This is a genomic window from Streptomyces sp. NPDC037421 (assembly GCF_055602105.1).
Genome location: NZ_JBVJWV010000022.1, coordinates 4,644 through 21,495, shown reverse-complemented (window position 1 = coordinate 21,495; position 16,852 = coordinate 4,644). Strand labels below are relative to the sequence as shown.

Here is a 16,852-nt window from a genome sequence, read left to right as displayed (position 1 = left end):
GGGAAGGCTGCGAGAACCAGAGGGCCCCCAGGCGCAGAATGCGCCTGGGGGCCCTCATCGTTCAGCTCGTCAGCGTGTGCCGTCCCGCATGACCTCGAACCGGGCATCGGCCGCCAGCAGCAAATCCTTCGTTGTCGCGTACTGGGCGTACACCTGCTGGATCTCATGGCTGGCGAGGGCATCGTTCTGAGGCACGCTGGCCTGAGCGGCCACGGCATCCCGCAGGGCATCCGCAAAGTCAACCGGCACCCCGATCACGCGAATGCCCTTGATCACGCCGGTGTTCGAGTCAACTAGCACCAGATGCAGTGCGAAGGTCGTACCGCGGTCGCCTGGCACCGAGACCGGTCCCGCCTGGGCCTGGCGGTGGTACTCCCACGGGGCGTCGGACCAGGAGATGCCGTGCTTCGGATTGCTGTCCTGCGGGTTGTGAAACCGGTACGCCCACATCAGGTGATGGCGGCCCGGGATGATCGCGAACTCAGCGTTGCCCGAGAATGCCTTCACCTCATGCGGCTTCGGATCGCCCACCGCGAGCAGGAACTCGACACCCTGGGGCAGGACACGCAGCTCCGCCGCGCCGTCGACCCACGCCACCCTCCGCGGGTACGGCTCACCGACGGCGAGCCGCGTCAGCTCGGTCGGCGCCGCAGCCGCACTCTCCGTGGCTTCGTCGCCGTACTCGTCGTCCGCCTCATCGGTGATGAGCCCCAGATCCGGGTCGTACGGGAGCTTGGTCACGACGTAGCCGTCCACCAGCCGCCAGCCGGCCCGCTCCACCGATTTCACCGGCGCAGGCACAAGATTGTCCTCCAGCTGCTTCGGGGTCGGCTGCTCTCCGAGGTCGCCCAGGTCGAGAGCTACCAGGATGCTGTGTCCTCCGTCCAGGGTGTAGCAGTGCCACGGGGCGATGTCGGCATGCAGCTCGCGCCCGTACGTGCGCCCGGCGACCACCATGTGCCTGAGGGACCGTGCGATGACCTCGCGCGGGTCAAGGCCGTTGTTCACGTTGTCCTCCGTCGATACTGAATTGCGGGTTGGAGCCGACTCCAACGGCTCCAACCCGTCCACCTTGCCCTACCCCACCGACAGGGGAAGCCCGATCTCACCCGTTCGCGCTGCGCTGCCCCGCTGCGACGGGCTGGCTGCCCGCCTCCTTCGGGGAGGCAAGCGCGTACACGCCCTTCCTCACCTCGGTGAGGTATCCGCCCTCCGCAAGCAGCTCCAGGTTCGCCTTGCCCCGGCTGACGGTGCAGTCCCACCCGAGGTAGCTGTAGCGGTCGCGGGCTCGCTTCCCGTCCCACTCGCCCCCCAGCTCCCTAACGGAGTCCAAGAGCTGCGCCAAGCGGTCGCCGTGCGGCCCCGGGGGCGATACGGGCAGGGGAGCGGAGAGCGCGAGGACAGCGTGGGTGAGGGCGGTGAGCAAGTAGTCGGTACGTGCCTGCCCCTCGACCTGCCATCCCGCGGTGAGGGCCTCCTTCGCGGCTTCGTGCTGCTGGTCTCGGTTCATGTGGGTTCCCTCTCGGAGTTGTAGATGAACCATGGGCTGGCTCGGGCAGGTCAGGGGGCCGGGTGGAAGCGGGTGTAGGTCTCGGCGGCCCGCGTCCACCAAGTCTCCCGGAGGTCGGCGTCCTCCCGGGCCGTCTTGCACAGGCTGCGGTGTCCGCCCATCCCGCCCGTCAGCGGAGTCAGCAGGTGCGGCACGGCCGGGGTCAGGGCCTCGGCGTACTCCCTGCCGCCGAGGAAGATCACGTCCGCGTCGTCGGCGCCGAGCTCGGCCGCCTGGCGGGCCAGCCGTTCGGGCGTGATGGCTCCCTCGTCGCCGATCCTCACGTCGTACGGATCCAGGGGGCGGGTGAGCTCCACCAGGCCGTGGCGGGCGGAGAAGATGCGGATGAGGGACTGGTCGGTCAGGGCGTCCGCGGCCAGGCGAAGGGACCGGTGGTACCGGCCGGTGTACAGCTCGCCGGCCGGGTAGCCCGGGAGCCGGTTGCCGTACTCGTTGGCACCCGGGTTCGGCTTCTTCTCGGAGCCGCACGCTATGACGACAATCCGCCGACGGCCCGGGTCGGCGTGGCCGTGCTGGCGGACGTACTCGCGGCCCTGGGGGGTCAGGTAGAGGGATCGCGCCGTCACTTCGTACGTGAGGTGCTCCTCGCCGGGGAGCCGGCGGAAGTCGGCATGGCCGGTGGCGTGGATGGCGCGCAGGGTGGAGGCCCGGTACCAGGTGTCGCCGGAAACGTACACGTCCCGGTCGTCGCGGCCCGGCACACGCTGGTCCGGGCGTCCGGCCGCGGTCAGCAGCGCCTCGTGTCGCTGACCGGGCAACTTGCGCAGCCTGCCGAACTTGGCGAGGCCGGCGCGGTTACGGCGCCACTCCTCCAGCGCCGTGTACCCGGCGGGCAGGATGTAGGAGTTCCCGACGTCGCGGAGTACGAATCCGTCGATGGCCATTCTGGTGATCGCGGTGGCGGGCCCGCGCACGCGCCCGTTCTCGTGGGCGGCGAGGATCGCGGCGCCAGCGTCGCTGAGCGAGGGCATGGGGGTGTCCTTTCCGTGGCCCGGTCGGACGCTCCGACCGGGCCGTGTGGGGATTGGGATTCAGGCTGCGGGGGCGGTGCGGCGGCGATCCCCGGGGCGCCACAGGCGGCGTACAGGGCCACCGCCGGTGGAGTAGCGGGCCGTCATAACGGCGTCGGTCTCGCAGACCGACGGCAGGTGGAACAGCTCGTGAGCCACGTGCTCGACCAGGTCGGTGCGGACGCTCCGGCGGGGATCGAGGCCCCGGACGTCGGCCCACGCCGCGCGGTCGACGTCCAGACGCCAGGCGAGCGCCATGTGAACCCGCCCGTCGACCACCCGCAAGCCAGTGTTGCCGTAGCCGCGCGCCCATCCGTCCGCGTCGACCAAGGCGGCGATGTCGGTGACCGACGCGGTGATGTACCAGCAGAGTTCCCGGGGCACTTCGGCCGGGTCGTACCCGCCGTCCACGGCGAACGAGTCAACGCCGACATGCCACCAGGTTTCAAGGCGCGCGATCACGAGGCCTCGCCATCGTCGCGGTAGCAGTCCTCGCACCCGTCTCCCGGCTGCTCCGGGTGCTCGACGCACAGCGTCTTGACGTGCATCTCCACGTCCGGGTCCTCGGCCAGAATCCCAGCGGCCCAGTTCCCGGCCTCCGTCGCGCAGTCTTCGGCGTGCACGAACCCGGCGTCGTTCTCGTCCCAGACGCCGAACTGCGCGGCTCCGTCGCAGCGCGGGAGGGGCAACGCCGCGGTGTACGCGCCCCGAAGGTCTCGCACGCGGTGCACGGGGCACTGGTGGGTGCTCATGCCCGGCTCCGCGTGATGCTCGGGGCGGTGTACCGGTTGCACTCCCGGTCGTGCCGCCGGTAGTGACCTTCCTGGGCGTAGCAGTCGCAGTGCCGGGAGAACGGGGCCGTCACCCAGTCCGCGACGACGGCGGCCGCGGACTCCGAGTCGGCGGCGCAGTCGACGGACGTGCGGCCGTCTCCGGAGATGTGGACCGGGTCACCGACGGCGTCGCCGCGTTCGTCGTGCAGCAGGATGCTCCAGCCGGTGTGCCTGCCGGGGAGATGCCGGATGCTGCCGTCGCGGTCGGAGACGCTCAGCCGGCCGTGCTCGCCCCGGGAGAACGGGATGGGTATGTCGTAGCTGTCGCTGTGAGCGTTGTACGACACGGAGATGCCGTTGCCTGGGGCCAGACCGTATTGGGCGAGCGCGGTGAGGAGCACCTCGCCGGCGGTGTGCCCCGGCTTCGACATCCACGCACGGACGGCGCTCGCGCACCGCTCCGCCTCCGCCGTGAACGGCTGCCGGGTGGGTGTGACGTAGATGGTCCCCACCTCGCGCAAGTTGGGACCGTCGCTCACCCACTCAGTGGCTCGGAACGACGCCTGGTCGGTGTAGGTCTGCCCGTTGTCGTAGGGGCCCCACTGGACCATCACATGCGTTCCGTTGAGCGCGTGCTCCTCGGGCGTGTGGATCGAGTGGGCGATGACGGCCTGGTCCTCGGCGTCGTAGAAGGCGCCGAGCCCGACGGCTCTGAGTGCCGAGATGACGGCTGCGACGGCGGGGAGCGGCGTCGCGGGGGTGACGGTGGACATGGGTGTCCCTTCCTCGGGTGGATCGGGTGGAGAACCGGGGTCCCGCACCTCCCCGCCCAGGCCGGAGCGCGGGCGGGCAGTGCGGTGCTCCGGGGCTACCGCGCGGTCGGGGCCGGAAGGGGGTAGTTCGCGATGGCGCTGGCGATGTGGGCGCAGTCCTCGGCGAGGGTGGATCCGTCCGGGGCGGCGTCCAGGGCGTCGATGTACTCGCCGTGGTTGAAGACGGAGGCACCCCAGGGCTCATCGTGGGCGGAGGCCGGCCGACGGGCGTCCTCACCGGAGGAGATTTGGAAGTACAGGCCGTCGCAGGCGCGCTCCTCGGAGGCCCTGGGGTCGCCGGGCACGATGACCGACGTCACGCCGTGGTCTTCGAAGTCGTAGGTGGGGTAGCCGTAGACGGCGAGCGCGGCCCTGAGCGCTTCTCCCTCGGTGGCGGGCGGCGCGATGTCGTTCGGTACGAGCTCCAGCCCCGACGATTTGCCCGCGACGTACAGGCGGCCCTCGCGGTCCCGCAGAAGGTGGTTGGCGGGCGTGCTGGCCCAGGCCGCGAGGATGGACCGCACACGGGAGCGGCGCGCCAGGCCGTAGTCGTCCCTGCGCCACTGCTCACCCGGCTCACGCTGCGCCGTGTTGAGCACCGTCACGGAGTAACTTGCCGCATGTACCACGGCGTCGCGGTAGTCGATCACCTCGGCCCGGCTGGCGTCGGGGCCGAAGGAGCGGGGCCGGTCGAACCAGGCCAGTTCCAGCCGCGCGGATTCGCGGACGACGTTGGCGGCAGCGCTGAGAGCCGCCGCGTACCGCTGGGCCGGTTCGAGGGCGGCGAGTTCCTGGGTGATCTCCGCGCGTTCCTGCTGCCGCTCGTCCGAGTAGGGGTAGAGCGCGATGAAGCGGTCAGCCCTTTCCGCGCTGGTTCGAACGCGGTCGAGGTCGAGGTTCAGCGCGTGCAGGGCCTTGCGAGCTTCGACGTGCTGCCGCTCGGCGGTCTCCGCCGCGCCGACGAGCGCGATGCGGTTCGCCTGGCGTCGGGCAACGGTGTCGAGCCGGGCGACGATGCTGGGGGTGGACATGGCTGTCCCCTTCGGTTGGGTTCGGAGCGTTGGCGTTGGGCGGCTTGCTCGTACCGTCCAACAAGAAAAACTGTACACCACGTCCGTCAATAGTGGGGGCCCAGTCTCAGCCGGGCCCCCAACGGCGAGGTGTTCCCACTCGGAACAGCGACTACCCGGCGGCCGGCGGGAACACCGTCCAGTCGTCCGGCCACTCCTTCTCGCCACCGCCCTCGACCCGCCATCCGGCGGCCCGTAGCACGTCCGGAACGCGATCGACCAGTGCCGACCGTCCGATGACGCTGACGCTGATCCCCGGCACCGAGAGGTCGCGCGGGTTGACCGCGGAGACCATGAACCCGTCCTGCTCGCACATGAACCCGTTGGGCCCCAGCGATTCGCCGTAGACCACGGGGCGCAGTCCACCGTCAACAAGGAGCCTGATCGCCGTGTCCTCGGCCGGACCGCGCTGCCAGTCCCGGCCGGGGAAGTACCCGACGGCCGGCGCCACGGCCTTGGGCACCCACCGCACCCGGTAGGTCAGCGGCCAGTGAGCCCGCCCTGGATACGTCTTGTCGTACGCCGTGCTGCGCCCGTCCTGCACTACGCCCTCGCCTCGGTACAGCACGTTGGCCACGTCCACCAGGGCGTCCAGACGCTCGTGCTGCACGAGTTCGCCGCACGAACGGGAGTCGTGCATCTCCTGGCGCAGCCAGGTCACCCCGTCGCCGAGCAGGGCATCAGCCCGGATCAGATACGGCCACAGGGCGGGCAGCGTGACCAGCCGGGCATCGGTGAGGACGTGGACGCGCTCCAGCTCGTGCGCCTCCTCCGCCGCATCGTTCTCGGTCTGTGCCGAAGCCGCGGGAACCCGGGTCCACCGGTCGACCACCAGCCACGGCTCCATGAACGGAACGTCGTTGGCGACCACCTCGTAGCGGGCACCGCTGGTGTCGACCGGCCGGTCGTCCACGAACACCTCCAGCCTGCCCGGGGTCCGCGCCACCGCGTAGCCCTCCTTCGTGAGTACCTTGGCGACGTCGGCGTACTCGCCCTCGACGCCGAAGGTCGGCCCGTGCGACGTGACCGGGCGGGCCGCCTTGCCGCCGTACCAGCGGACGAACATCCGGCGCGGCTCCTGGCGGTCCAGCGACTCGACGCGGAATCCGTCCTGCTGTCCGGGGATGTACTCGGGGAACCGGTCGGCGAGGAGGGTGGTGACCCGGGCGGCCAGGGTGACGGATCGGGGGGCGCCGAGGGCGTTTGTGGTGGTCACGGATTCTCCTGTTGCTGCGGGAAGGGTGAGGGGCGGGCCGCGGCAGGCCGGGCCCGCTGCGGGTCACTGATCGGTCAGGCTCGGCGTTCCGTCGGGGAACATCCGGAGGTATTCCAGGCGCTCGCGGTGCTGCTGGGTGATCTCCTCGTCGGGGATGTGGACTCCGACGGCCGCAGCCATCTCGCGGGCGAGGAGGAACCGGCCGTGCAGCGAACGCAGCCGGCTGTCCGACGGCCAGGATTGGCAGCACCACGCGGCGGCCCAGTCGTAACCGGCCTCCGTCAGCGCGTTGGCGAGCTCGCCGAACTCGCGCATGAGGATGTCCCCGAGCCTGCCGCGCTCCTTCGAGTTCGACACGGCTACGCCTCCGCCGGGGACGCGGTGAGCACGAACACGTGCAGGCACTCAACGTCGTAGCTGTCGGAGAAACCGGCGCCCGTCAAGACGCCGAACTCGCTCGGCCGCCGGTAGCGGATGTAGATGCGGCCCGCGGCTTCGTCTCGGCTCATCCGCACGTCTTCGTGGTCGGCGATGATCTCCGCAACCACCCGCTCTGTCTGCTGCGCGGTGAGGACGGCCGGGATGTCGTACGCGGTGTCCTCGTCGTACGAGGCGACGAGATCCCGCAGGGGGACGAGCCGGTCGGCTTGGTGGTCGAGGACGTACTGAGAGGTGGGCCGGCTGGTGGGCATCACCGGGAACGGGCCGAGCGGCAGAGCACCGGGACGGGCGGGCACGAACATCTTCCGCACGTCCCACGCCTCGATGGCGCGGCCCAGACTCGCGCGCACCTCCGCGTCCGTCCAGTGCCCGGTGCCGTCGTCGCGCGGGTCGTCTGCGGAGGACGGCACCCACGACCCCCGGGTACGGGTCCATATCTCTCCGGTCGGCCACTCGTAGCGGTCGCCATCGGTGAAGAGCACCGGGAGGGACGGCGGGGGGAACACCGCCGGCTGCACGGTCGGGGCGGTCAAGGTCCTGGTGGACACGGTGGAATCTCCAAGCTGTGAGTACGGGTACGGCGGGGGCACGGTGCGCCCTGCTCACGGCCGTGACGGGCACGACCGAGGGGAGGGGACAGCGGGCCAAGCAAGGGGTGGTGGCCGCCCCGGGGCCTTGGATATGCCCCGGGGTGGGCCGGGCGGTCAGATGCGGTACTGGGCCTCGATCACGGTGCGACGGCGCTCCTCGTCGGGGCCGAGCGGGAAGTACCGCACCAGGCCCGCCGTACCGTCCTCGTTGAGCCGCTGCACGGCGACCGAGCCGTACGGGTGCGGAGCGTCCTGTACCAGCGGCGGCACGAGCTCGAAGCGGTACACCGCGTTCCCGATGCGGCGAGTCCAGTCCCAACGGCCACCGCGCCGCACGGGCTGCCGCATCTCGATGACGAACAGCCCGTAGGAGGCAGCGGCGTCCGCCAGGGCGCGCCGCGTCTCGAACAGCGCCCGGTACGGGATCGCGCGGCGAACGGCCGCCAGGAACGCCGTCATCACCCGATCGAACTGGGCAGCCCCACCGACCTCTTCCCCGCGGACAGCCCGGACCACCAAGGCCAGAGCCTCAACGGACGTCCAGTACGCGCGCTCCCACGCCCAGGTGGACAGCGGCTCCTCACCGTCCGACTTGGCCAGGCACGCCCCCGCCAGGGCAACGATCGCCTTGACCGCAGGCTCTTCCTGCACGGGCTTGGTCGGCCCGTTGTGAAGGAGCACGGACACGGTGCGCTCTGCATCGTCCAGGAGCTTCCACTCCTCGGCGTCCTCGGCGAGCGACACGGCCCGCAGCGCCGCGTGAAGGGCTTCGTCGGCGGGGCCGTCCAGGGGGTTCAAGGGCAGGCTTCCCAGCGCCTGGTCCACGGCGGTCAGCGCTTTCGGCGTGGCGTGGTTCTCGACGGCGCGGACGGCGGCCTGCCCGGCCCTGATGAGCGGGTGCAGAGGTATCACGGTGGCCGTGTAGGCCCAGTTCACGGTGAACCGGTAGGCGGTGTCACGGCCGGCGGACTCCCACGGGGTGACGCGATACCAGCCGTGGGGCGCCATCAGCTCGTCGCCGATGTTGCCGTACGACGTCGGGGTCGTGAAGTGCGCGACCGGTTCGGGATGTCCGGGCCGCGTAATGGTCAGATGGGTCTCAAGGCGGTGCTCTCCGATCGGGTCGATCACGCGCTGCTCGTATAGGGCGTCGTACTCACCGGCAGGCACGCGGGCCGGGGTGGTGTTGGAAGGCATGGTCCAGTTCTCCAAAGGGTCATCGAGGGAAGGCACGCCGGCGGGCGCGCATGGTCGGCACCCGCCGGGCCGGATCACAGGGAGTTCGGGAGGCGGTCGAGGACGGCGGGGCCGGTGCGGGCGGTGAGCGGGAAGGAGTGCTCGACCTCGTGTGAACCAGTTCGGCGCACATCCACCCGGCCGTGGGGGTAGTTCGGGTGCGTCTTCGGCGGGATCACGGTGAACCGGTAGGCGACGTGCCCAATGCGGCGGACCCACTCGTCCGAGTTCCGGTGGTCCCGCGGCCCGATGCCGAACAGGTCGAGCTGTCGGGCCAGGGCTTCGGCGAGACCCGCCGACTGGATCGCCGGGATGAACACGACGGCCCACCTGAGGCGGATGGCGAACGTCTCGGCCGCCGTGACGAGCTGGCGCACGGCCGGCCGCTGGTCGGTACGCCGCAGGAGGATGTCCAGAAGCCGCGTACCGGCCGCCGCCGCCCGCGCCCACGGCTTGTGCTGGGCTTCCTCCATGTCGGTCTGCTGCTCGTGGCAGACGGCCAGGAGCCGAATCACCTGGGGCGCCATCTCCCCCGCGTACTTCGGCGTCCAACTGGGCTGCATGGATGCCTGGTCCCGGATGGTGCGGAGCATGTTGTCGATGTGGGAGAACAGCGGGTCCGCCTGAGACCGCTCCGCATTGGCGAGCACGGTGTGCAACCGGTCCTCGACGAACCCGCCCATCTGCTCGCCGGGGATCGCCAGGAGGGCCGTGGACAGCTGTGCGAGGGTGTCGGGGCCGGGGGCAGCCTCTACGGCCCGTACGGCTGCCTTCAGCGCCCGCAGAAGGGCTCGGGTGTCGATGGCGGCGACGGTGGTCATGGCGAAGTCACTCCAAGGCAGGAAGGACGGGAGCGGCAGGGGCCGGGCCGGCGGGGCGAGCGCACCTGAGCGGTACGCCCCGCACGGGGCCGGATCAGTTCAGGTCGATGACCACCAGGTCGGCGGGGAACGCGGCGCGCACCGCGGCGTACGAGAGGATGTCGACGCACTCTTCGTCGGTCGGGTACTCGGCGGGCACGTAGGCGTAGGTGATGGCCGTGCCGATCAGCCGCAGATACACCGTCCCGGTCTCCGTCAGCGACAGCTCGAAGTCATCGCCGCCCGCTCGGCTCTGGGACGTGAGCGCAAGCTGTGCGGCGCCCCAGGGCCCTTCCTTCTCCGAGCTCACCGGCCCCATGTACGGGGTGTGTCCGGACGCGGCGCACATCAGGTACGGGCAGTCCAGCTCGTACGGACGCTCGCCCTCGGCGACCGGGCGGCCGGGCAGCGGTATGCCCTCCGGCGCGTTGGCCGGGGAGAACAGCGGCACGCCCACCCTCTCCAGGCTCTCCGGGTTCACGAACAGTTGCCGGATGTCGGCATCGGGGTAGCGGAACGGGACCGGGCAGTCGACGCAGGCCCAGAGGCCGGACGGCAGACGCTCGACCGTGCAGGGCCCGTACTGGATGCGGTCCCCCGTGGCGAACGAGGAGGGGATGAGCGGCAGTACGGAGGGGTGGATCACGGACATGGGTACTCCAGGTGGTTGAGCGGCGGGGCGAAGGATGACTCGCGGGGCACGGTTACGGCGCGCCCTGCACGTGGCTGTGGCGGCACGGCGGCACGGCGGCGCGGCGGCGCGGGAGGCAGGGGAACGAAGGTGCGGGGCCCGGGGCGCGACGGGGCGTACCCCGGGCCGGCTGGCTCTACCGGTTGGCGATCGTGCTGATCGTCAGGGCGATGATCAGGCTGGAGAGGATGAGCGAGAGGGCGAGCACGGTGATGCCCAGAGCAACCGTGTTGGTGAGGCGCTCTACGCCCGTCTTCTTCGCACGGAGCTTGGTGTTCTGCATGGGTGACCTCCAGGTCAGTAGGGCGGTAGGGCACTGCGGAACGGCAGACCCTGGAGCGCACCGCGGCATGGGGGTACCGCGGTACGGAGCAGGGACGGGCGGGCCGACGAGCGCACGGGCCCGGGGCGGGGAAACGGGCCCCGGGCCGGCTGCGTGGTCTACCGGTACGCGGGGTCCTCGTAGCCGGTGAAGGTGGCGAGTTCGGGGGCTTCACGCCCGAGGCTCATGTACGAGCAGTCGGGGTGGCACTTCTCCATGGGCTCGTACTCGACGCGGCCGCAGTCACACAGGCAGTAGGGGCACTCGCAGTTCGGGCCGTGGGGGCGCGGGGGCATGGCTTCCTCTCGCGTAGCGGGACGGTGGGCTAGTTCTCGAAGGACGGGCAGGCGACGGTGTACGGACGTCCGTGGTGCGTACGGGGGTGGCCGCCGCAGTTCTCTGCGAGGCAGAGGGGGTTGTCCGCCGTGCCGGGACGGGGGTCGACGTCGAACCCGTCGCACGCAGTCGGGTTGGGGTTGCCGTGCTCGCTCTTCCACTGGCCGCACGTCCCGCACAGGAGGTAGCGGTTCGGGAGCGGGACGGCCGTCTGCACCATGCGGTGGAACGTGCCGGCCGCGTACGTGAAGGCGATCTCCCCCGTCAGTTCGTCCAGCGCGACCGCGCCGCCGTTCTCCCGGGCGTTGATGAGCTGGGCGCGGAGGAGCGCACCGGACATCGAGCGCGGGTTCGACTTCCCGGGGATGAGATCCGACGCGGGGTACGCGGTCACCAGGTACGCGGCGAACGTGGACTCGCGGGGCTCACACAGACGGAAGTCGGTCGAGGACAAGGGCATGGGGACTCCAAGGAGAAGAGGAAGCACGAAGGTGACCGAAAGCGGCCCGAACAGGCGGCGCGCACGATCCGCGATGCGACCGAGAGGCAACGCTCTGACCTGCGAAAAGGAACATCCGTGGAACTGATGAGACCGTTCTACGCGCGCGGGCGGGCGTGGGGTCTCACGGCCGGTGTTCCGTGCGCCGTGCTGCGTCCGCTGGAGGGGTGCGGGCGCAGCACGGGGCGCGAGGCACCGGGCCGGCTGGGGCGCGCCGGGGGTGGGCGCGCCCCGCACGGGGTCAGCGGCGGACGGTATTCCGGCGGCGGTACCGGGCGATCCAGCTGCGGTACCGGTAGCGGACGATGCGTTCGCGGGTGCGGTACTTGAAGTTGGCCCAGTTGGGGGTCTGGCGCCACAGGGCGTAGCGGATGAGCGGCCGCTGGAGCATGGGGGCGGTCTTGAGGTCGAACGGGCCGACCTGCACGAGCGTGGCCAGGATCGCGGCGGCCACGTAGCGCGGGGATGCGCTGTGGGGGGCGATGGGGTCCGGGTACACGAACCGGCCGTCGGGCTCGAAGCAGTCGGCGAAGCCGTAGCGCCAGCCGTCGGGGGTGAGGAAGGCGTAGTCCTCGCCGATCCCTCGGAGGGTCAGGCCGTACTCGCGGCATCCGACTACGCCGGTGTGGACGTCGAGGTGACCGGCGCGGATGAGGTGGGCTTCGACGGCGCGGAGGAACGCCCGCTCCTCGCTCTTGTCGGTGCGGAACTCGAACTCGTCGCGCTCCCCTTCGCTCCACTCGTGGCCGTCGGTGAACCGGTATTCGTTGTTCACGGCGAGGTCGAGCACCTTGGCCGCGGTGGCATTGTCGCCGTCCCAGTGGGCGGGGACCGGGGTGACCCACACGGTGGAGGCCGGCTGGTTGTTCCAGACGTCGAAGCGGTCGGGTGTCTCGTCGCTGAGTTCGACGCCGGAGATCCGGCCGTCGGGGTGCTGGGTGACGGTGACGTACAGGAGGGCGTCGGTCGCCTTGCTGAGGATCGCGGACATGGTGGTCCCCTTCGGTTGGGGTTGGGAGCGTTGGCGTTGGGCGACTTGCTCGTGCCGTCCAACGAGTTGAACTGTACACCACGTCCGCCACGGGTCGTCAACCCCCAGATTTTCCCGCTCTAGAGCTGGCCCTTATAGGGATGGCGCCCCTCCTGACGGACGTGGTTGTCAGTTTGAGTGTGTGGCGTGTAGTGTGTGGATCACACCGACCGAGACGGCCGGACGGGACGAGCAACCCGTACGGCCGGACAACGCTCCGGAATCCAAGGGGACCCCCGTGTCTACTGCCGCCACCCGCCGCACCCGCCGCCGCGCCGCCGCCGCCGTGCTCCGCACCCGCCGCGCCGACAACCGGGCGCAGCGCACCGCCAACACCCGCGTCAAGGTGAGCGACTTCCTCGCCTCCGTGGGGGCCGACGAGCCGTTCATCGATCGTTACGGGTCCTGGGCCGGCCGTCACATCGCGGCGGCGTACCGGGCGGCGAACCACGGCCACAACACCCCGCTCCGGGCCCGGAAGCGCACGAAGCCGTGCAAGAACGCCCCCAAGGGCCGCTGGATCAAGGTCTTCGTCTACCGGGCCTCCGACCCCGCGCTGGTCATCGGTGCCCGCCAGTACAAGCGCACCGCCGAGTACGTCCCCGCCGCGTAGCACTGCGCCCCGCGATCCGGCCGGGCGGCCGGTCCTCCCCCCACCGCCGCCCGGCCATCCCTCACTCGACCCTGAAGGGTGCTCCCGTGCTCTGTGCGTGCTGCAACACCGACCGTTCCCGCTGCACCGCTCGACCCCGTCCGATCTACCTGTACACCGAGCACAAGCCCCGGGCGCTGCCCGTCGGCACGCTCCGGACGCTCATCGGCCGCTACTACATCGCGGTTTCCCTGGACGAGACCGGGGCGTTCCGGGGCGGCAACGGCTTCTGGCGCCTGGGTGACCCATGCTCCATCTGCGCCGATCGGCCGCTCGATCCGGCTCACCGCCGCTGGGAGCCGTGCCGCAACCCGCGCGGCCACGCGCATGCCCAGCTGGACATGTGGCGCGCCAGCCGGCTGCCGGAGTCCGGCATGCGCGTGCTCGCCCCGTTCGCCGCCACCGCCGACACCGCCCGTGCCCGCGCCATCGAGATGTGCGAGCGGCTCCGCACCGTCGGCCACCTGTAGCCCGTCCACCCCAACCCGCCCACGGGCGCGGCGCACGGCCGCGCCCCCTCCGAACGGAGACTCCTCCATGTTCCGCCGCATGCTCGACAGGGTGTCCGCCGCCGCGATCCTGGCGGCCCTGCTGGCCCTGCTGTTCCTCGTGGCCGCCGCGTCCGTCAGTGCCGCTCGTTACGACTCCTCGCCGCCGCGTTCCGCCGCTGCGGTCGCGCTCACCGGCGCCGACGGGGCGTGCGATGAGGATGAGCCCTGCTGGGACTGCCGCACGATGGGCAACCGGGTCTGTGGGGCCGACGTACCCCCGGAGTGCAAGGGAGCCGGGGAAGTCCTGGCGCTGTGCGTCCGGGTGGCCAGTCGGCCGCCGTTCCAGTGGCTCGGCCCGGACGGGGAGATCGAGGGTGATCTGCCCGACGGGCGCACGCTCCTGCAAGACCTGTGGGTCAAGCCCGGTGACGCCGAGTTCGCCGAGTTCGTGGCCGCGTACGACGCGGATTGGCGCCGGGTGCATCCCTGAGCCGGCCCGCGTGCGGTGGGGGCGTTCCTCTCGGGGCGCCTCTACCCATCCCCCCGGACGTGGTGTACAGTTTTCCTTGTTGGACGGTACGAGCAGCCGAACCAACACAACGCTCCGAACCCAACCGAAAGGCACCCCTGTGCCCGTCATCGACGCGACGTTCTACCCGCTGATCATCACCAACCGCCCCGACGACTCCCTGTACCGCATGCCCCCGGCCGGAACCGACATGGGCGCCGCCCGCCTCTGCCCCATCACCGAGGTACGCCCCGGTGACTGGGTCCTCGGATCGCACGAGCGGACCCTGAACCCGAACCGACTCGACACCCTCATGCAGAGCGTCGCGTGCTTCCCGGCCCTCCCCGCCACCGCGAACGGCTGGGTAGCCCTCAACGGGCAGTCCCACGTCTGGGACGACACGGAGACTGCGCTGGTCATCCCCCGCGAGTACATCCCCGCCGAGACCTACGCCAACCGGCTCGACGGGTACCGCCTCGGGGACCACGTGGAACGCGCCTTCATCTACGACCCCATGCGCGCGGACGTGCGGGACTCGGTCGGAACGGCCCGCCCGCTGATTCAGCGCGGGATCATCACGGCCGTTGAAGACGACGCGTTCACGGTCGAGTGGGCGGGTTACTGGGCCAACGGCCGGAGCACCGAGACGGCGATGCGGCTGACCGACCCGGCCGCCGTCGCCCGGGAGCGCGCCGCGTACGGGTTCGCCGTCGGTGACACCGTCCACCAGGAGAAGAACGGGTTGTGCGGCCCCTACGCCACTGGCGTGGTGCTGGAGCTCTACTACAGCCCCTACGGCCAGCAGCCCATGGCGCGCGTGTTCTGGCCGGGGAGCGCCTGGGACAACTACTGCCACTACGACTTCGTGGCAACGCATCTCCTCAGCCACGCCGTTCCGGCGAACCGGTACGACCTCACGTCCCGGCAGCAGTACGCGCCGACGGCCTGACGGTCCCGCAGCCGGCCCGGGGCACGCCCTCCCGCGCCCCGGGCCCCCGCCCCGCACTCTTCCCGCCCTCACGCCGAGAAAGGCGCCCACATGCACACCCCCGCCCCCGAGACGCTGAACATCCCCGTCCCCGGCATCACGGTCCACCGCCCCGCCCGCCGTGGCGACCGATGGCGCGTGGTCCTCGGATCGCTGGAGGGACGCGGCAACACCCTGACGGCCGCAAAGGCCGACCTGGCCGCGCAGCTCACCCTCACCGTGGAAACCATCCACGTGAAGCCCGCGTTCGCCCGCGACGACGACGGCGCCGTGGTCGTCGCCCTCGACCGGCCGTGGGGCATCGACTGGTACCGGGCCACCGACGCAACTGCCCATCTGATCTGCACCGCGCGGCGCATCCCGGAGGGACCGGCCGCCGACTTGTCCCGCGTCCACCACCTGAAGGTGCTGCCCGAGAACCTGGGGCCCCTGTTCCCGGATGCCGACATCCAGCGGACGCGGGCACTGCCCAAGCGCTGACCCCCGACCATCCAGCCGGCCCAGGGGCGCAGCTCCCACGCTGCGCCCCGGCCGCAAGCCCCCGACCAGCACCCTCCCCGCGAAAGGACCGAACCCGATGACGCACCCCACGCATTCCACCGGCGAACGCATCTCCATCCAGCTCTTCACCGTCGCCGAAAGCGGCTACGGCCCGTACGTCGCCCTGCCCCTCAAGACGCTCTGGACCCCCTCCAGCGCCCACCTGTTCAGCCGGGCGACGGCCGCACAGATAGTGCGCGACCTCCACGTCCATGACGCGGACTGCGGCATGACGGCGGAGTTCGGCGCGGACGGCGCGCTCACCTTCACGTGGACCACGGACTACGACGGTGACGGAGGTACCGAGACGTTCACTCCCGACGCGCACGGCCGGTACGCCATCGGCGGCCTGTGGCCCTGGGACGAGTGGGGTGAGCACGTCCCCCACACCGCCGGGCAGTCCGCGTTCGCGGACGGCGCTTCGGAGTACCGCCAGGACGACCGCGCGACCGAGTACGCCGAACCGCTCGACGGCCTGTATCGGGAGGGCCGCAAGGAAGCGCACAACGTGACGCTGGGCATCGAACGCTCCTGATCCCACCCGTGCCCCGGGCAGACAGCCGGCCCGGGGCACGGCCGCCGCACAGCGCCCCGGCGTCAAGCCCCATCCCTCTGGCACCCTCACCGCGCCCCCTGGAAGGAACCCACCCTCATGACGAACCCGACCGCCAGTCCGCACCTTGTCTCGGCACGCCCCTCCCGGCCCGTGCCGTTCGACATCGACCCGTGCCACACGCCGCTGCGGGTCACGGTCCGCTCCGACGTCCGGCGGCCGGGACCGCCCCCGCTCCCCGCCGGGGCAGACCGAGCCGCCGCCCGAATCGTCTTCGCACGCGATGTTGGGCCCGGCGACCTGATCGTCGCGTCGTTCGCCCACTGGGGTACGACCTCGGCGCCGTCGGCACGGTCGTTCTACGTGCGGGAGCCGTACGTGGCCGACCCGGCGCCGTGGAGTCCGGACTGCGCGTGCGAGGAGTGCGGCATTGCCGCGTTCCTCCTCCCGGCACCGGCCGGACGCGTCGTCCTCGCCCGCAACGCGGGTGACGGACTCTGTGAGGTCTGGAACGCCGACGAGCCCGCCCTGATCATCCCCGCCGCGCTGCTGCTCCCCGTCTCCCCGTGAAGTCCTGGGGGGGGGGGGGGGGGGGGGGGGGAGGGGGGGGGGGGGGGGGGGGGGGGGGGGAGGGGGGGGGGGGGGGGGGACGACCCCCACCCAA

At 71.1% G+C, this 16,852-nt stretch carries 24 protein-coding genes; 7 read left to right on the top strand and 17 right to left on the bottom strand.

Features of this window, described 5'->3' with window-relative positions; translation table 11 throughout:
* Positions 1 to 69: 69 nt before the first annotated feature.
* The 17 genes from ACZ7IF_RS26660 to ACZ7IF_RS26580 all read right to left on the bottom strand — a co-directional run bounded on the left by ACZ7IF_RS26660 (position 70) and on the right by ACZ7IF_RS26580 (position 12,417).
* Positions 70 to 1,008 (bottom strand): hypothetical protein, encoded by a 939-nt coding sequence (locus ACZ7IF_RS26660; RefSeq protein ID WP_470976053.1) that lies wholly within the window; start codon positions 1,006 to 1,008, stop codon positions 70 to 72.
* Positions 1,009 to 1,105: 97 nt separating this feature from the next.
* Positions 1,106 to 1,510, bottom strand: a complete 405-nt coding sequence (locus ACZ7IF_RS26655; RefSeq protein WP_470976050.1) for a hypothetical protein — start codon at positions 1,508 to 1,510, stop codon at positions 1,106 to 1,108.
* A 50-nt stretch (positions 1,511 to 1,560) separates the two neighbouring features.
* Positions 1,561 to 2,541 (bottom strand): DUF6884 domain-containing protein, encoded by a 981-nt coding sequence (locus ACZ7IF_RS26650; protein WP_470976047.1) that lies wholly within the window; start codon positions 2,539 to 2,541, stop codon positions 1,561 to 1,563.
* Positions 2,542 to 2,601: 60 nt separating this feature from the next.
* On the bottom strand, positions 2,602 to 3,042 hold the full coding sequence (locus tag ACZ7IF_RS26645) for a hypothetical protein (RefSeq protein ID WP_470976044.1): 441 nt from the start codon (positions 3,040 to 3,042) through the stop codon (positions 2,602 to 2,604).
* Entirely contained in the window at positions 3,039 to 3,332 is a 294-nt protein-coding gene (locus ACZ7IF_RS26640; protein WP_470151717.1) for a hypothetical protein, read from the bottom strand. Before ACZ7IF_RS26640 ends, ACZ7IF_RS26645 begins: the two co-directional genes overlap by 4 nt.
* Positions 3,329 to 4,126: a hypothetical protein gene (locus ACZ7IF_RS26635; RefSeq protein ID WP_470151715.1), complete on the bottom strand. Its 798-nt coding sequence runs from the start codon at positions 4,124 to 4,126 to the stop codon at positions 3,329 to 3,331. The genes ACZ7IF_RS26640 and ACZ7IF_RS26635 overlap by 4 nt, the downstream gene beginning before the upstream one ends.
* Before the next feature lie 95 nt (positions 4,127 to 4,221).
* Positions 4,222 to 5,196, bottom strand: a complete 975-nt coding sequence (locus tag ACZ7IF_RS26630) for a hypothetical protein (protein WP_470151713.1) — start codon at positions 5,194 to 5,196, stop codon at positions 4,222 to 4,224.
* Positions 5,197 to 5,347: 151 nt separating this feature from the next.
* Complete coding sequence (locus tag ACZ7IF_RS26625) at positions 5,348 to 6,451, bottom strand: hypothetical protein (RefSeq protein WP_470151711.1); 1,104 nt, start codon at positions 6,449 to 6,451, stop codon at positions 5,348 to 5,350.
* Between the two features lie 63 nt (positions 6,452 to 6,514).
* Positions 6,515 to 6,808 carry a hypothetical protein gene (locus ACZ7IF_RS26620; RefSeq protein WP_470151709.1) on the bottom strand — a complete coding sequence of 98 codons (294 nt, stop codon included), beginning with the start codon at positions 6,806 to 6,808 and terminating at the stop codon, positions 6,515 to 6,517.
* A gap of 2 nt (positions 6,809 to 6,810) precedes the next feature.
* Positions 6,811 to 7,440 carry a hypothetical protein gene (locus tag ACZ7IF_RS26615; RefSeq protein WP_470976040.1) on the bottom strand — a complete coding sequence of 210 codons (630 nt, stop codon included), beginning with the start codon at positions 7,438 to 7,440 and terminating at the stop codon, positions 6,811 to 6,813.
* 156 nt (positions 7,441 to 7,596) lie between these two features.
* Complete coding sequence (locus tag ACZ7IF_RS26610; RefSeq protein ID WP_470976037.1) at positions 7,597 to 8,679, bottom strand: hypothetical protein; 1,083 nt, start codon at positions 8,677 to 8,679, stop codon at positions 7,597 to 7,599.
* Between the two features lie 74 nt (positions 8,680 to 8,753).
* Positions 8,754 to 9,539, bottom strand: coding sequence for a hypothetical protein (locus tag ACZ7IF_RS26605; protein WP_470976034.1), 786 nt, complete (start codon positions 9,537 to 9,539; stop codon positions 8,754 to 8,756).
* Positions 9,540 to 9,633: 94 nt separating this feature from the next.
* Entirely contained in the window at positions 9,634 to 10,230 is a 597-nt protein-coding gene (locus ACZ7IF_RS26600) for a hypothetical protein (RefSeq protein WP_470976031.1), read from the bottom strand.
* A gap of 175 nt (positions 10,231 to 10,405) precedes the next feature.
* Positions 10,406 to 10,552: a hypothetical protein gene (locus tag ACZ7IF_RS26595; protein WP_470976028.1), complete on the bottom strand. Its 147-nt coding sequence runs from the start codon at positions 10,550 to 10,552 to the stop codon at positions 10,406 to 10,408.
* A gap of 158 nt (positions 10,553 to 10,710) precedes the next feature.
* Positions 10,711 to 10,887 carry a hypothetical protein gene (locus ACZ7IF_RS26590; protein WP_470976025.1) on the bottom strand — a complete coding sequence of 59 codons (177 nt, stop codon included), beginning with the start codon at positions 10,885 to 10,887 and terminating at the stop codon, positions 10,711 to 10,713.
* 29 nt (positions 10,888 to 10,916) lie between these two features.
* Positions 10,917 to 11,387, bottom strand: coding sequence for a hypothetical protein (locus ACZ7IF_RS26585; RefSeq protein WP_470976022.1), 471 nt, complete (start codon positions 11,385 to 11,387; stop codon positions 10,917 to 10,919).
* A gap of 280 nt (positions 11,388 to 11,667) precedes the next feature.
* Positions 11,668 to 12,417 carry a hypothetical protein gene (locus ACZ7IF_RS26580; protein WP_470976020.1) on the bottom strand — a complete coding sequence of 250 codons (750 nt, stop codon included), beginning with the start codon at positions 12,415 to 12,417 and terminating at the stop codon, positions 11,668 to 11,670.
* 277 nt (positions 12,418 to 12,694) lie between these two features.
* Here ACZ7IF_RS26580 and ACZ7IF_RS26575 point away from each other — a divergent pair, with 277 nt between their 5' ends.
* From ACZ7IF_RS26575 to ACZ7IF_RS26545, 7 genes are all read left to right on the top strand, one after another.
* Complete coding sequence (locus ACZ7IF_RS26575; protein WP_470976017.1) at positions 12,695 to 13,069, top strand: hypothetical protein; 375 nt, start codon at positions 12,695 to 12,697, stop codon at positions 13,067 to 13,069.
* 86 nt (positions 13,070 to 13,155) lie between these two features.
* Positions 13,156 to 13,578 carry a hypothetical protein gene (locus ACZ7IF_RS26570; protein WP_470976014.1) on the top strand — a complete coding sequence of 141 codons (423 nt, stop codon included), beginning with the start codon at positions 13,156 to 13,158 and terminating at the stop codon, positions 13,576 to 13,578.
* 79 nt (positions 13,579 to 13,657) lie between these two features.
* Positions 13,658 to 14,089 (top strand): hypothetical protein, encoded by a 432-nt coding sequence (locus tag ACZ7IF_RS26565; RefSeq protein ID WP_470976011.1) that lies wholly within the window; start codon positions 13,658 to 13,660, stop codon positions 14,087 to 14,089.
* 139 nt (positions 14,090 to 14,228) lie between these two features.
* Complete coding sequence (locus tag ACZ7IF_RS26560; protein WP_470976008.1) at positions 14,229 to 15,056, top strand: hypothetical protein; 828 nt, start codon at positions 14,229 to 14,231, stop codon at positions 15,054 to 15,056.
* Between the two features lie 90 nt (positions 15,057 to 15,146).
* Entirely contained in the window at positions 15,147 to 15,575 is a 429-nt protein-coding gene (locus tag ACZ7IF_RS26555; protein WP_470976005.1) for a hypothetical protein, read from the top strand.
* 97 nt (positions 15,576 to 15,672) lie between these two features.
* A complete protein-coding gene (locus tag ACZ7IF_RS26550; RefSeq protein WP_470976003.1) occupies positions 15,673 to 16,170 on the top strand; it encodes a hypothetical protein in 498 nt (165 codons plus the stop codon).
* Between the two features lie 117 nt (positions 16,171 to 16,287).
* Complete coding sequence (locus ACZ7IF_RS26545) at positions 16,288 to 16,758, top strand: hypothetical protein (protein WP_470976000.1); 471 nt, start codon at positions 16,288 to 16,290, stop codon at positions 16,756 to 16,758.
* The last annotated feature ends 94 nt before the right edge of the window (positions 16,759 to 16,852 follow it).

Coding starts and splice junctions, on each gene's coding strand:
- ACZ7IF_RS26655 (WP_470976050.1), bottom strand. CDS start 1,510: ATGAACCGAGACCAGCAGCACGAAGCCGCGAAGGAGGCCCTCACCGCG.
- ACZ7IF_RS26650 (WP_470976047.1), bottom strand. CDS start 2,541: ATGCCCTCGCTCAGCGACGCTGGCGCCGCGATCCTCGCCGCCCACGAG.
- ACZ7IF_RS26640 (WP_470151717.1), bottom strand. CDS start 3,332: ATGAGCACCCACCAGTGCCCCGTGCACCGCGTGCGAGACCTTCGGGGC.
- ACZ7IF_RS26635 (WP_470151715.1), bottom strand. CDS start 4,126: ATGTCCACCGTCACCCCCGCGACGCCGCTCCCCGCCGTCGCAGCCGTC.
- ACZ7IF_RS26630 (WP_470151713.1), bottom strand. CDS start 5,196: ATGTCCACCCCCAGCATCGTCGCCCGGCTCGACACCGTTGCCCGACGC.
- ACZ7IF_RS26610 (WP_470976037.1), bottom strand. CDS start 8,679: ATGCCTTCCAACACCACCCCGGCCCGCGTGCCTGCCGGTGAGTACGAC.
- ACZ7IF_RS26605 (WP_470976034.1), bottom strand. CDS start 9,539: ATGACCACCGTCGCCGCCATCGACACCCGAGCCCTTCTGCGGGCGCTG.
- ACZ7IF_RS26600 (WP_470976031.1), bottom strand. CDS start 10,230: ATGTCCGTGATCCACCCCTCCGTACTGCCGCTCATCCCCTCCTCGTTC.
- ACZ7IF_RS26595 (WP_470976028.1), bottom strand. CDS start 10,552: ATGCAGAACACCAAGCTCCGTGCGAAGAAGACGGGCGTAGAGCGCCTC.
- ACZ7IF_RS26590 (WP_470976025.1), bottom strand. CDS start 10,887: ATGCCCCCGCGCCCCCACGGCCCGAACTGCGAGTGCCCCTACTGCCTG.
- ACZ7IF_RS26585 (WP_470976022.1), bottom strand. CDS start 11,387: ATGCCCTTGTCCTCGACCGACTTCCGTCTGTGTGAGCCCCGCGAGTCC.
- ACZ7IF_RS26580 (WP_470976020.1), bottom strand. CDS start 12,417: ATGTCCGCGATCCTCAGCAAGGCGACCGACGCCCTCCTGTACGTCACC.
- ACZ7IF_RS26565 (WP_470976011.1), top strand. CDS start 13,658: ATGCTCGACAGGGTGTCCGCCGCCGCGATCCTGGCGGCCCTGCTGGCC.
- ACZ7IF_RS26555 (WP_470976005.1), top strand. CDS start 15,147: ATGCACACCCCCGCCCCCGAGACGCTGAACATCCCCGTCCCCGGCATC.
- ACZ7IF_RS26550 (WP_470976003.1), top strand. CDS start 15,673: ATGACGCACCCCACGCATTCCACCGGCGAACGCATCTCCATCCAGCTC.
- ACZ7IF_RS26545 (WP_470976000.1), top strand. CDS start 16,288: ATGACGAACCCGACCGCCAGTCCGCACCTTGTCTCGGCACGCCCCTCC.